At 36.9% G+C, this 13,896-nt stretch carries 14 protein-coding genes and 1 tRNA gene; 2 read left to right on the top strand and 13 right to left on the bottom strand.

What is annotated here, in order from left to right; genetic code table 11:
* Positions 1-187: 187 nt before the first annotated feature.
* The 9 genes from eno to WAX74_RS12575 form a co-directional block, all read right to left on the bottom strand.
* Positions 188-1,480, bottom strand: a complete 1,293-nt coding sequence (eno, locus tag WAX74_RS12615) for a phosphopyruvate hydratase (protein WP_336498024.1) — start codon at positions 1,478-1,480, stop codon at positions 188-190.
* Between the two features lie 2 nt (positions 1,481-1,482).
* Positions 1,483-3,021, bottom strand: a complete 1,539-nt coding sequence (gpmI, locus tag WAX74_RS12610; RefSeq protein WP_336498023.1) for a 2,3-bisphosphoglycerate-independent phosphoglycerate mutase — start codon at positions 3,019-3,021, stop codon at positions 1,483-1,485.
* The gene (gene tpiA, locus WAX74_RS12605; protein ID WP_336498022.1) at positions 3,014-3,775 is read right to left on the bottom strand and encodes a triose-phosphate isomerase; all 762 of its coding nucleotides are present in this window, start codon (positions 3,773-3,775) and stop codon (positions 3,014-3,016) included. The genes gpmI and tpiA overlap by 8 nt, the downstream gene beginning before the upstream one ends.
* Before the next feature lie 15 nt (positions 3,776-3,790).
* Positions 3,791-4,975: a phosphoglycerate kinase gene (locus WAX74_RS12600; protein WP_336498021.1), complete on the bottom strand. Its 1,185-nt coding sequence runs from the start codon at positions 4,973-4,975 to the stop codon at positions 3,791-3,793.
* Positions 4,976-5,184: 209 nt separating this feature from the next.
* Complete coding sequence (gap, locus tag WAX74_RS12595) at positions 5,185-6,192, bottom strand: type I glyceraldehyde-3-phosphate dehydrogenase (protein WP_336498020.1); 1,008 nt, start codon at positions 6,190-6,192, stop codon at positions 5,185-5,187.
* A gap of 12 nt (positions 6,193-6,204) precedes the next feature.
* The gene (locus tag WAX74_RS12590; protein WP_336498019.1) at positions 6,205-7,242 is read right to left on the bottom strand and encodes a sugar-binding transcriptional regulator; all 1,038 of its coding nucleotides are present in this window, start codon (positions 7,240-7,242) and stop codon (positions 6,205-6,207) included.
* A gap of 229 nt (positions 7,243-7,471) precedes the next feature.
* On the bottom strand, positions 7,472-7,702 hold the full coding sequence (locus WAX74_RS12585; protein ID WP_336498018.1) for a glutaredoxin family protein: 231 nt from the start codon (positions 7,700-7,702) through the stop codon (positions 7,472-7,474).
* Between the two features lie 100 nt (positions 7,703-7,802).
* Positions 7,803-8,600, bottom strand: a complete 798-nt coding sequence (locus WAX74_RS12580; protein ID WP_336498017.1) for a TPM domain-containing protein — start codon at positions 8,598-8,600, stop codon at positions 7,803-7,805.
* On the bottom strand, positions 8,600-9,178 hold the full coding sequence (locus WAX74_RS12575; RefSeq protein ID WP_336498016.1) for a LemA family protein: 579 nt from the start codon (positions 9,176-9,178) through the stop codon (positions 8,600-8,602). Before WAX74_RS12575 ends, WAX74_RS12580 begins: the two co-directional genes overlap by 1 nt.
* Before the next feature lie 162 nt (positions 9,179-9,340).
* Between WAX74_RS12575 and WAX74_RS12570 the strand changes: the two genes are divergently transcribed.
* Positions 9,341-10,282 carry a catalase gene (locus tag WAX74_RS12570; protein ID WP_336498015.1) on the top strand — a complete coding sequence of 314 codons (942 nt, stop codon included), beginning with the start codon at positions 9,341-9,343 and terminating at the stop codon, positions 10,280-10,282.
* A 201-nt stretch (positions 10,283-10,483) separates the two neighbouring features.
* Here the strand turns inward: WAX74_RS12570 and WAX74_RS12565 are convergent.
* Positions 10,484-10,555: transfer RNA gene (locus WAX74_RS12565), tRNA-Arg, on the bottom strand.
* 164 nt (positions 10,556-10,719) lie between these two features.
* On the opposite strand from WAX74_RS12565, the gene clpP reads away from it, so the two are divergent.
* Positions 10,720-11,316, top strand: coding sequence for an ATP-dependent Clp endopeptidase proteolytic subunit ClpP (gene clpP, locus WAX74_RS12560; RefSeq protein WP_336498014.1), 597 nt, complete (start codon positions 10,720-10,722; stop codon positions 11,314-11,316).
* Positions 11,317-11,666: 350 nt separating this feature from the next.
* Here clpP and WAX74_RS12555 read toward each other — a convergent pair whose 3' ends face one another.
* The 3 genes from WAX74_RS12555 to WAX74_RS12545 are packed head-to-tail and all read right to left on the bottom strand — an operon-like array spanning position 11,667 to position 13,894.
* On the bottom strand, positions 11,667-11,924 hold the full coding sequence (locus WAX74_RS12555) for an HPr family phosphocarrier protein (RefSeq protein WP_336498013.1): 258 nt from the start codon (positions 11,922-11,924) through the stop codon (positions 11,667-11,669).
* A 19-nt stretch (positions 11,925-11,943) separates the two neighbouring features.
* On the bottom strand, positions 11,944-12,885 hold the full coding sequence (gene whiA, locus WAX74_RS12550; protein WP_336498012.1) for a DNA-binding protein WhiA: 942 nt from the start codon (positions 12,883-12,885) through the stop codon (positions 11,944-11,946).
* A 46-nt stretch (positions 12,886-12,931) separates the two neighbouring features.
* Positions 12,932-13,894, bottom strand: coding sequence for a gluconeogenesis factor YvcK family protein (locus WAX74_RS12545; RefSeq protein WP_336498011.1), 963 nt, complete (start codon positions 13,892-13,894; stop codon positions 12,932-12,934).
* Positions 13,895-13,896: the final 2 nt, after the last annotated feature.

Here is a 13,896-nt window from a genome sequence, read left to right as displayed (position 1 = left end):
AAACGTCGACTATCAGTTGCCGGGTGAGAAAATTAGAGATGGTGGAAATAGGATAGGTATGGTTTTGACCTATCCTGTTTTCACCATCCCAGCAAGCGGTAGCGCGGTAGCAAAAGAAAAAACGTCGTGAATTAATTTGTCTACTTTCTTTACAGAAGACCAAAATAATTTCAGTTGAAAAAACTCATTATTTTAAGTTATAAAAAGTTTTTTTACCTAAGTATTGAGCTGTTTCATATAATGAATCCTCAATACGTAGTAATTGGTTGTATTTTGCTACACGATCTGAACGAGAAGGTGCGCCTGTTTTAATTTGACCAGCGTTTGTTGCAACTGCGATGTCCGCAATTGTAACATCTTCTGATTCACCAGAACGATGAGAGATTACTGCTGTGTATCCAGCACGTTTTGCCATTTCAATTGCTTCAAATGTTTCAGTAAGCGTACCGATTTGGTTCACTTTTACAAGAATGGAGTTACCCACTCCTTGCTCAATTCCTTGAGCCAATTTTTTCGTATTTGTTACGAATAAATCGTCTCCAACTAATTGAACTTTTTTACCTAAACGGTCTGTTAGCAATTTATGTCCAGCCCAGTCGTTTTCATCTAGACCATCTTCAATAGAGATAATTGGGTATTTTTCACAAAGCTCTTCATACCAAGCTACCATTTCTTCTGAAGTTTTTACAACACCTTCACCAGATAAATGGTACTTGCCATCTTCTTTGTTGAATAACTCCGAAGATGCTACGTCCATTGCTAGAAGTACTTCTTCCCCTGGTTTGTAACCAGCTTTTTCAATAGCAGTCATAATAGTAGAAAGAGCTTCTTCATTTGATTTTAAGTTTGGTGCAAATCCACCTTCATCTCCAACAGCTGTGTTTAAACCTGCTTCTTTTAACACTGCTTTCAAGCTATGGAAAATTTCAGTTCCCATACGAAGTGCATGACGGAATGTCTCTGCTCCAACTGGCATTACCATAAATTCTTGAATGTCTACGTTGTTATCAGCGTGTTCTCCACCATTTAAAATATTCATCATCGGAACTGGAAGCTGCTTCGCATTAAATCCTCCTAGGTATTGATAAAGAGGAATATCTAAATAATCTGCTGCAGCATGGGCTACTGCAATTGAAACTCCTAGAATTGCATTTGCTCCAAGATTTCCTTTGTTTTCAGTACCATCTAATTCGATCATTGCTTGGTCAATGGATACTTGGTCTAAAACTGTGAAGTTTTCTTCCAATTCAGCTGCGATAATGTTATTAACGTTATCTACTGCTTTTAAAACACCTTTACCTAGGTATCTTGCTTTATCACCATCACGAAGTTCTACTGCTTCATATTCACCAGTAGATGCACCAGATGGAACGATAGCACGACCATATGCACCGCTTTCTGTAAATACTTCTACTTCTACCGTTGGGTTACCACGTGAATCTAAAATTTCACGAGCTTGAATTTGTGTAATAATTGGCATTTTTAACTCTCCGTTTCGATTAGTGTTTTACCTGTCATTTCAGGCGGTGCTTCTATCCCTAACAAGTGTAACATGGTTGGTGCCAAATCGGCTAAAATTCCGTCACTTCTAAGCGTAATATCTTTTTTCGTCACAATGACAGGCACAGGATTTGTTGTATGTGCAGTCATTGGCTGACCTTCTAGTGTTGTTACTTCATCCGAATTTCCATGGTCTGCAGTAATGATTGCTTTGCCACCTTTTGCTATAATGGCATCCACTACTTTACCAAGACATGTGTCTACTACTTCAATCGCTTTGATGGTAGGTTCTAACATACCACTATGTCCAACCATATCTGGATTAGCAAAATTTAATATGATTGCATCAAAGTTATCAGCTGCAATTTCAGCTAGTAGCGCATCTGTAACTTCATACGCACTCATTTCTGGTTTTAAATCATATGTAGCAACCTTTGGAGAATTTATTAAAATTCTTTTTTCTCCCGGGAACGTATCTTCGCGTCCACCACTCATAAAGAATGTAACATGAGGATACTTTTCTGTCTCTGCAATGCGCAGCTGTTTTTTATCGTGGTTGGAAAGTACCTCTCCAACAGTATTAAATAAGTTTTCTTTTGCAAACACTACATCTGAAACAACATCATCGCTATAATGTGTGAATGTCACAAACTTTAAATTGTTCGGGTGTTTTTCACTTATTTGAAGACTATCAAATGTAGGCGTATTCAACGCCATAGAAAGTTGAATTGCTCTATCCGGGCGGAAATTAAAGAATATGACAGCATCTCCTGTATCGATCGTAGTAGCAGGCTTAGCATCCTCTTCAATAACAAAAGGAACAACAAATTCATCTACTATATCTTCTTCATAGGATTTTAATATTCCTTGAGTTGCAGATTCGGCAGTTCTTCCTACTCCATCGACAAGTGCTCTATAAGCCAAGTCCACTCTTTCCCAGCGACGATCTCTATCCATAGCATAATATCGGCCACTAATAGAAGCAAACTTACCAACACCGATTTCTTTCATCTGTTTTTCCGTTTCCTCTACATAACCAATTGCTGTACGAGGACCAACATCTCGTCCATCTAAGAACCCATGAACAAATACGTCTTGTAACCCTTGAGATTTAGCTAATTTTAATAAAGCAAATAGATGAGAATAATGACTATGAACACCACCATCGGAAAGTAAGCCCATTAAGTGTAGCTTCCCGCCAGTTTGCTTTACATGTTCGATTGCCCCAAGAAGTTTTGGTTCTAAAAAGAACGCTCCATCACGAATCGATTTATGAATCCTAGTCAAATTTTGATAGACAATTCTACCTGCACCTATATTTAAATGCCCTACTTCTGAGTTTCCCATTTGTCCATCAGGCAAGCCAACTGCTTCACCTGATGCAGTTAAAGTAGCATTTGGATAATCAGCCCAATAACGGTCATAGTTTGGTTTATTTGCTTGAGCTACTGCGTTTCCATACGATTCATGACGCAATCCAAATCCATCTAGAATAATTAAAGCTACTGGACTTTTAGACATTTTCTCCAGCCTCCAATAGTTTAACGAATGAGTCTACTTGTAAGCTCGCTCCGCCAACTAATGCTCCGTCGATATGTTCTTTAGATAGCAATTCTTCGATATTTTCTGGCTTCACACTTCCACCGTATTGAATACGCAAGCTGCTTGCAACTTCTTCACCAAAACTATCAAGCACTGTCTCACGAATTGCTTGGCATACGTCATTTGCATCATCAGCAGTAGCAGTTTTACCTGTCCCAATCGCCCAAATTGGTTCATAAGCAATAATTGACTGGATTAGTTGCTCTTCTGTTAATCCTTCAATTGCTGCCATTACTTGGTTAGAAACAATCGTTTCCGTTTCATTTTGTTCTCGTTGTTCTAATGTTTCCCCTACACAAATAATAGGAGTTAAATTGTTTTCAAATGCTGCTTTTACTTTTTTATTTACAGAGTCATCTGTTTCATTAAAATATTGACGTCTTTCAGAATGTCCAATTACCACATAGCTTACGCCTAAATCTTTTAGCTGTGGACCACTAACTTCCCCTGTAAAAGCTCCTTCTTTTTCCTCGTGCATATTTTGTGCCCCAATGGAAATAAAGGAATCCTTCGCAGCATGGACAAGTTGTTCTAAAAATAATGCTGGAGCGCAAATAATTGTTTCCACTTTGCTACTATCTACTTGTTTTCCCTTTAACTGTTCAACGAAATCTTTTGCCTCAGTTAGAGTTTTATACATTTTCCAATTTCCTGCAATTACGGGTTTACGCATATGACTTCTCCTCCATTACTTATCGTTTAAAGCAGATACTCCTGGTAAATCCTTGCCTTCCATAAATTCTAAAGAAGCTCCTCCACCAGTTGAAATATGATCCATTTTATCCGCAACTTTGAATTTCTCTACAGCCGCTGCAGAATCTCCACCACCGATTATTGTGTAACCAGCAGTTTCAGCCATAGCATTTGCTACGCCCTTAGTTCCTTCTGCAAAAGCATCCATCTCAAACACACCCATTGGGCCGTTCCAAATGATCAGCTTGCTATCCTTAATCACATCCGCATACAGTGCAGCAGTTTTTGGTCCAATATCAAGACCCATCCAATCAGAAGGGATTTGATCAATATCTACCACTTTAGTGCTCGCATCCTTTGAAAACTCGTCTGCTACAACTGTGTCAATTGGTAAATAGAAAGCAACACCCTTTTCCTTCGCTTTCTCAATAAAAGACTGTGCTAGCTCAATTTTATCTTCCTCTAAAAGAGATTTCCCGATATCATGCCCTTGTGCTTTTGAAAAAGTGTATGATAATCCTCCACCGATTAATATATTGTCTACTTTGTCTAATAAATGGTCGATGACACCAATTTTATCTTTTACTTTTGCTCCACCAATGATCGCTGTAAACGGTCTTTCTGGATTAGATAGTGCTTTTCCTAAAACATCTAGTTCTTTCTCCATTAATAAACCAGAAACGGCTGGTAAAAGCTTCGCAATACCTTCTGTTGTAGCATGTGCACGGTGAGCTGCACCAAATGCATCATTTACATACACATCAGCTAAAGAAGCAAATGCTTCAGCTAGTTTTGCATCATTTTTTTCTTCCCCTGCATGGAAACGTACATTTTCAAGTAAAATAACATCTCCGTTGTTCATTTCGGAAACAGCTTGTTCTACTGAGGAACCGATTGATTCATCTAATTTTTTTACTTGTTTATTTAATACTTTTGATAAATGCTCTCCCACTTTTGTCAAACGAAGTTCTTCTTTTACTTCACCTTTTGGACGTCCCATATGACTAGCTAGAATCACTTTTGCACCTTGATCGATTAAATAATTAATCGTAGGTAATGCAGCACGAATTCTTGTATCATCTGTAATTAATTCATCTTCCATCGGCACATTAAAGTCTACCCGACAAAAAACACGTTTACCTTGTAATGAAACGTCTTTCATAGTTTGTTTTTGATTCATGAGAAAGCCCCCTTATATAATGAAAAATATGTATGGCACCATGTGACCTTGAGCGGCTGGCGCCTGAAGTATGGACAGTACAAAGTATTACTGTCTATTCTTTTATAAAAAAATAAGGAGCGAAGGGTAACCCTTGCTCCTTTTACCCTCTTCCATTATAGAGGTTATTAAACGTAAACGCTATTCAGAAACTGATTACAATTGGCTGATTATAGACCTTTTTTCATCATTAAAAGTGCAAGGTCGATACAACGTGCTGAATATCCTGATTCATTGTCATACCAAGAGATTACTTTAATAAGATTGTCTCCAAGTACCATAGTTGAAAGTCCATCAACTGTAGAAGAAGAAGTATTTCCATTATAGTCGATAGAAACAAGAGGTAGCTCATTGTAAGCAAGAATTCCTTTTAACTCATTTTCTGAAGCTTCTTTTAATGCAGTATTAATTTGTTCTACTGTTACATCTTTTTCTAATTCTGCTACAAAGTCTACTAAAGAAACATTTGGTGTTGGCACACGAACAGCCATACCATCTAATTTTCCTTTTAGCTCTGGAAGTACTTTCGCAACAGCTGATGCTGCCCCAGTAGTTGTAGGAATCATAGATTCTGCAGCTGCACGAGCACGACGATAATCGCTATGTGGCAAGTCTAAAATACGTTGATCGTTTGTATATGAGTGAATAGTTGTCATCATCCCACGTTTAATACCAAATTGATCTTGTAACACTTTTGCTACAGGAGATAAACAGTTTGTTGTACAAGAAGCATTTGATACGACATGGTCTGTTTCTGGATTATATTTATCTGCGTTAACGCCCATTACGAATGTTGGCATATTGTCTTTTGCTGGTGCAGATAAAATAACTTTTTTAGCTCCTGCTTCAATATGTTTTCCAGCTTTTTCAGTAGTATTGAAGATACCTGTACATTCAATAACAATATCCACTTCTTGCTCTTTCCAAGGAAGTGCCGAAGGATCTTTTTCTGCGAAAACACGAATGTTTTTTCCATTAACTACTAAGTAATCACCTTCTGAAGTAACTTCCGCATTTAAAATTCCATGAACAGAATCATATTTTAATAAATGTGCAAGCATCGCAGCATCTGTTAAATCATTAATTGCAACTACTTCAATATCTTTCTGTTCTAACGCTTCTCTAAATACTTTACGTCCAATTCGTCCAAATCCGTTAATAGCTATTTTTACTGTCATTTTATTTTCCTCCTAGTTTGTTTGTGAGATTATTTTCATCATTTCATTTGCTGCACCCTCATCCGTCACTAAAACGGTTTGTTTCGGTGCTTGTTTAAAATAAGATAAAAGTGCTTTCGCTTTTTTGGCACCACCAGCAACTGCAACCAGATGCTCTATATTTTTTAATTGTTTTAATTGAATTCCAATAGTTCTAATTCGATGGACAGCTTCGCCTTGGTCATTAAAATAATACCCAAATGCTTCACTGACTGAACCAATTTCTTTTAATCGGTCAATTTCGGCTTCGGTTGAATTTCTTCTTCGAGCCATTTCAGCTGCATCACCTATACCATGAATAATAATATTTGTTCTTTCATATAGGTCCATCATTTCTTGTATAAAAGGTTCTTTTTTCATTGTAGTGTACGCTTCTTCACTTAAACTATCCGGCATATATAATGTCCGGTAGGATCCATGCATTTTATTGGAAAAAAGGGATGCAATCGTATTAGCTTGCAAAGAAACATCTTTTCCTACACCGCCTCTTGCAGCGATAAACATTAAATTTTTCCATCTTGTTGTCTCATGTACGAAGTTGGAAATCGAAGCAATAGTTGAACCACCTGTAACAGCGATAATTTTGTCATCGTGTAAAATACTTTCTAAAAATTTTGCTGCTTCTTGTGACAGAAGCATTTCCGCATTTTTATTAGTATCTACATTTCCCGGTACAATAATCACTTCTTTAATGCTTAAATATTTTAAAAGTGTTTGTTCTAGCGTTAATCTACCTGACCACTCCCGAACAACATCTTTTAAATCTACTAATACTTGTGTTCCTGATGGAGTAATAGCTGCTCCTTCTCGTGAAACTTCAATCAAACCGTGTAATCTTAAGGCATCTAGTTCTTTTCGTGTATCTCTTTCTGATAATCCTAGTTGTTCTCCTAAAACACGACGACCAATTCCTTTAGAGAGCTGAATCGTTTGTAGTATTTGATATCTCTTTTGTAACAAATCACTCATTTCAGGAATTAGCTTTAATTGAGCTGTGAGCAAAGGATCCATATTTCACTTCCTAACCATCTGTGACGTTTTTGTCCCACTAAGCCCAAAAATGTCCCAGTTACTTAAAAAAAAAGCGAATCAACAAAGTAATCATACAATATTATATTCAACTTAGCAATATAAGTGCATTATTTTGGTAGGTATGGAATTGTACTATTTTTTTATCCAATCGTAAAACACTTGCTAGTATTCACTTCTTCCTTGCGACTAGCTAAGTACTGGAACATTATTAGAGCAATGCCTCCAGTAATGTTGCGTAATCCACTCGTCCATATTGAATGATTTTATCGTTATATTCTATAACAGGAATCATTAACATAAACTTTTCATGCAATTCATCATCTTCTTCAATATTCACTTCATTTATTTCAAATGAAATATCTTCTTGTACGAGTTTTAACATAAGTCTTGCATCATCACATAAATGACATCCTGGTCTTGTATAAAAATTGACTTCCACTAAAATTCGCCTCCTGAGAAGAAAGAAACGCCCAAAAAATTTGAGCGTTAATTTGTATATAATATTACTTAGTACTCGAGCATTTTTCAACAGTCTGGATTCACCACTTACGTCCAGCTCCACCGCCTCCGGAACTGCCTCCTCCGAAGCCGCCAAAACCTCCACCCGAACTTTTTCCACCTCCGAAACCTCCACCGAAACTTCCAGGTCCGAACATTATGGATCGAGAACGACGACGTCCACCAGGACCCCCTCTACCTCCTCCATTCGTAATGGAGAAGATAATATAAATAACAACTATGATTGCAATAATAGTTGTAAATGAAAAACCTCCATCAGACGTAGCAGGATTCTTCGGTTCTACTAATTCTCCGTCCCAGCCATATTCTGTTGCAACCTCATTGTAGAGAACTTGATACGTAGAAAGTACTGCATCCTCTACAGCACCTTGATTTAAATATGGCTTCGTATATTCATCTAGGATACGACCAATCTTCCCGTCCGGTAATGCACCTTCTAAACCTTGCCCTACTGTAATATATACATCTCTGTTTCCTTTCTTAGTAGGATCTGTCTCAATTACGAATAAAACACCATTGTTTTTTTCTTGATCACCAATACCAAATTCTCTAATGACATCAACACTAAATTGATTAACATCTTGACCATTTAACGAATTGATAATCATGACAACAATCTGTGAACCTGTAGCATTGTCAAGATTTGAACCCAACTCTTCAATCTGTTGTTTTGTTGTTTCAGACAAATAACCTTCATAATCTTGAACATATAGTTCACCTGGAATTGGTTCTGGTATCTCAGATGCAGCTACTGTCACTAAGGGAAAAGAAATGCATAAAAGTAGCGCAACTATGAGCATACGCGCAACTTTTATCATTACTCTCCATCTCCTTCAAAATCAACGACTGGAGCATCTTGTGCTGCTGGGTCTGCTTTAAAATATTCTTTTTTATCAAAGCCAAAAATAGAAGCTACAATACTTCCTGGCATTCTTTTTACTTTTTTATTATATTCTGAAACGACTCCGTTATAATCCTGTCTAGCTACGGATAAACGATTTTCAGTTCCAGCTAACTCATCCATTAATTGTTTGAAGTTTGCATCAGCTTTCAGCTCTGGATAGTTTTCTACAACGACTAATAGTCTACTTAATGCTCCAGACAACGCATCGTTTGCCGCAGCTTGTTCTTCGGGTGTACCTGCTCCCGCTAATCTCGAACGAGCATCTGCAATGTTACCAAGCACCTCTTCTTCATGTGCCGCAAAACCTTTCACTGTGTTCACTAAGTTTGGAATTAAATCCATTCTGCGCTGTAATTGATTTTCAATTTGAGCGTATGCATTATTAACATCTTCTTCTCCATTTACAAAACCGTTGTAACTTGGTATTAATATGGCTGCAAAAATTGCAATGATGACTACAATGACCACTATCGGCCCCAATAACTTTTTCATTTCCATTCACCTCTAGTTAAGTATAGTCTTAATGTACCTTTAACTCTAAAATGTAAAACATACAATCATATACGGTAAAAAGAATTATAAGTTTCAGATTGTTTAATATAATTTATCAGTGGTAATGATGGATAGGATGGCTATTTATAAATATTAAAAGAGGTGATTCATATAAATAAATCAAATGAACATCACAACAGATTGCCAACTGAAGCAATAGATACTTTAGAAAAAATTCAAGGTACCTTCCCTGGCGCTCGTCGTGCTCATGCAAAGGGACACTATTATGAGGCAATTTTTACTCCTACAGGAAATGCAAAACCATATACTATTGCAGGTCATCTCCAAGACCAGGAAGTTCCTGTAACTGTACGATTCTCTAACAGTCCTCCGAATCCGTCAGCAGCAGATTTTCTTTCTCCTGTTAAAGGGATGTCTGTCCTATTTCATTTACCAGATGGTACGACAAGCCATTTAGTAAGCACAACGGTTCCCATGTTTGTAACGAAAGATCCTGAGTCCTTTATAGACATGTTAAAAACACTTACCGCTGACAAAACAGGTCTAGATAAGGTGGATCTAGGACTCGGTATAGCAAATATCCTAAAAAAATATCCCGAAAGAAAAAACATAATACTTGCACTAAAGGAACAAATGAAACAACCACCTACGAGTTATGCACTGCTAAACTATTACCCTATACATGCCTTTTATTTTGTAAATAGAGATGGCAAACGACAAGCGATCAAATACGAATGGCAACCTGTAAAATCCGAGACAAAGCCATCAAAAAAATTTTCCCCTGACTATCTTAGTGAAGACCTCGAATATCGATTAATTAATGGACAGGTTTCTTTTAATTTAATCATTCGCTTAGGTTTGGAAAGTGACCCAACAGATGACCCTACAGATCCATGGCCGGATGATCGTGCAAAAATAAACGTTGGACAGCTTAATATATTAAAACCATTTCAACCTAAAGAAAAACTATTATTCGACCCAACGATTGTGACAACAGGCATCGAGCTACCAAATGATCCAATCCTACACTTTCGCCATGAAGCCTACGCCGTTTCCTTTAACAGACGACAGAAAAATGAATAAAAAAAACACTCTACACATATAAAGCTTGTGTAGAGTGTTTGATTTGTAACGCCCTCGGTAATGATAGTGAATATGAAAAAAAATCTTTTATAAATAGGCGTTCATAAAATTGTTTTAAAAAAAACGCTCTAAAACGTTGTTATACCAACGAATTAGAGCATTAACGAAAGTTTTCAATCTTAATCCAATAAGAGTGAAATACGCCCTCGGAGGGAATCGAACCCCCATCCCAAGAACCGGAATCTTGTGTCATATCCATTAAACTACGAGGGCAAGCGACTTATCTATTATACAAATGGAATGCAAATAATTCAAGCTATCATTTCAATGCTTAATATTTGACCTTCCTTGACCTTAATGTGTATGATAAAGTTACAACTGAGGGAACTCTTCTCAGTAATCAAATAATCAAACCACCTTTGAAGGAGGCAATCAGGATGAATTTAATTCCTACAGTTATTGAACAAACAAATCGTGGAGAACGTGCATATGACATCTACTCTCGATTATTAAAAGACCGTATTATTATGCTTGGAAGTGGTATTGATGACAACGTTTCAAACTCTATCGTTGCTCAATTATTATTCCTAGAAGCAGAAGATCCGGAAAAAGACATCTCTATTTACATCAATAGTCCAGGTGGAAGTATCACAGCTGGTATGGCAATCTACGATACAATGCAGTTCATCAAACCTGATGTACAAACAATTTGTATCGGTATGGCTGCTTCCATGGGAGCATTCTTACTAACAGCTGGAGCAAAAGGAAAACGCTATGCGCTTCCTAACGCTGAAGTAATGATTCACCAACCACTTGGTGGAGCACAAGGGCAAGCAACTGAAATCGAAATTGCTGCAAAACGCATTTTACATTTACGTGATAAATTAAACCACATTATTTCTGAACGCACTGGTCAACCAATCGAAGTGATTGCAAGAGATACAGATCGTGATAATTTCATGACAGCTGAACGTGCAAAAGAATATGGCTTAATCGACCATATTATTGACCGTAGTGAAATGAAGAAATCTTAATAAGAAAATTGTAACTTGTATTTTATCTGTTAAACGTTTAAAGAGTGGAGGAAAGTGACTCGGTCACTTCCCTCCACTCTTTTTCTATATTTCCGTTATGATTTCCTAAGTATAAAATGAGTAAAAGATGCTATATGGACAGAAAACTTTTTATGTGGACGGAAAATATTCTATACGGACAGAAACTAATTTTATCCGGACACATTTTTATCTATCCGGTCAGAAATAATTTTATCCGGACACAAACTAGGTAAGCCCCTTTACTTTCTGCATCTCCTCAATGTTAATTTACAAACCAAAATAAAAAGACCGCCTTTTCGTCTTTACTGACTAGTTGGGCGCTCTCTTTATTAATTTTCATGGGAAATAAATTTTGCTAATGCTTCTACTGCTTCTTCCTCATCAGAACCATCTGCACTTAAAGTTACAGTGATTCCTTTGCTAATAGCCAAGCTCATTATTCCCATTATACTTTTCGCATTTACCTTTTTCGTATCTTTTTCTAGATAAACATCTGCAATATAACGATTAGCCTCTTGGACAAATAAAGCTGCCTGTCTCGCTTGTAGTCCGGCTGGTAATTTCACTTCGACCTGTTTTTCTGTCATTTTTCTACTCTCCATTTCACTAAATTGTCTCGCCCCTGCGAAGTGCGTCCGCAATTTCATCTATTTTTCGTAAACGATGATTTATCCCTGATTTGCTTACATTTCCAGTGGAAACCATTTCACCTAATTCTTTCAATGTAACATCTTGGTATTCAACACGCAACCTTGCAATCTCTCTTAATTTTTCAGGAAGTTGGTCTAAACCAATCGTATTTTCAATAAATCGGATATTTTCTACTTGTCTAATTGCCGCACTGATTGTTTTATTTAAGTTAGCTGTTTCGCAGTTAACCAGACGATTTACACTGTTCCGCATATCTCGAATGATTCGTACATCCTCGAATTTTAATAGTGCATTATGTGCTCCAGCAATGCTTAAAAAATCAGAAATCTTTTCTGCTTCCTTTAAATAAGCTACATAGCCTTTTTTTCTTTCGATTGTTTTTGCATTCAGCTCGAATTCATTCATTAGTTCCACTAATGCATCACTATGAGTTTTATATAAAGAATAAATCTCCAAATGATAAGAAGATGTTTCTGGATTATTAACAGAACCACCCGCCAAGAATGCTCCTCTAAGATAAGCGCGCTTACAGCAATTCTTCTTTACAAGTTCCTTTGAAATAGAATACTCAAATTGAAAATTCTCTTTCAATATTTTTAAATCTTCTAGTAAGTTCTTGGTCCCTTCACGGACGCGACAGATATATACATTGTTCTTTTTCAATCTCATTTTTTTACGAACAAGTAATTCTACTCTATAGGGATATAATGATTTTATCAATGTATATAGCCTTCTAGCAATTGCTGCGTTTTCAGTTTGGACATCTAAACTCAGCATTTTATTGCTAAATGATAGAGAACCGTTCATTCGAATAAGCGCAGAAAGTTCAGCTTTCGAACAACAAGGTTTCGACTCTTCCTGGGTCATTTCTTTTTTTGTTTCAGAAGCAAACGACATAACCGTTTCCCCCTTTCTTGCTAGAGACTATTTGCGGTGATTAAATTTAACCAGCATATTCTACTAGCCATTTGGCTACTTCCGTCGCATCATGACGAACTGCTCCATCATACACAACTGAAATATCTTTTTTAACGATGTCTATGTCTAATGTTTCTAATTTTTCTACATCTATTCTTACAGGAGAAGCTTTTTCTTGTTTGTATAAGAATTGTACATTTTCTGGAATATTTTCATTGCTAATTAATACGGTATCTAAAAAGTTTTCTCCTACATGATCAATAAGTGCTTGAACGTGATCAGAAGCCGAATAATTGCTCGTTTCTCCTGCCTGCGTCATCAGATTGCAAATGTATACTTTCTTTGCTTTTGATTGATTAATTGCGTTCTTTATATCCTTTACTAATAAATTAGGAAGGATACTTGTATATAAACTACCAGGTCCAATAGCAATAATATCCGCATCTAATATAGTTTTAATTGTTTCCGGTAACGGCTTTACCTCAGAAGGAGTAATAAAAACTCTTTCTATCTTATGTCCATATTGTGGGATTTTAGATTCTCCACTAATGATGGTTTTGTCTTCAAATTCTGCATGAAGCGTAACTATTTGATTAGCAGCTGGGAGTACCTTCCCGTGTACTTTTAATACATGGCTCATTTCTCGAATCGCATTGGCAAAGTCTCCTGTAATGGAAGTCAAGGCTGCAAGCATTAAGTTGCCTAAAGAATGACCTTCTAATTCAGTTGAGTCGGAAAAACGATACTGAAACATTTCCTCTACTAGTGGTTCTACATCTGAAAGTGCAGCTAATACATTTCGAACATCACCGGGTGGTGGAATATCATAGTCATCCCGTAAGCGCCCAGAACTTCCTCCATCATCTGCCACAGTGACAATTGCAGTAATTTCAAGTGGAAATTTCTTCAAACCACGAAGTAAAGTAGATAATCCCGTACCACCACCAATAATTACTATTTTCTTTTTTTGGTGTTTCGTACGATCCATTA

Source organism: Psychrobacillus mangrovi (genome assembly GCF_037104765.1).
Taxonomy (GTDB): Bacteria; Bacillota; Bacilli; order Bacillales_A; family Planococcaceae; genus Psychrobacillus; species Psychrobacillus mangrovi.
Note: the sequence above shows the minus strand (reverse complement) of the source record. Positions and strands in the feature narration are given on the sequence as shown.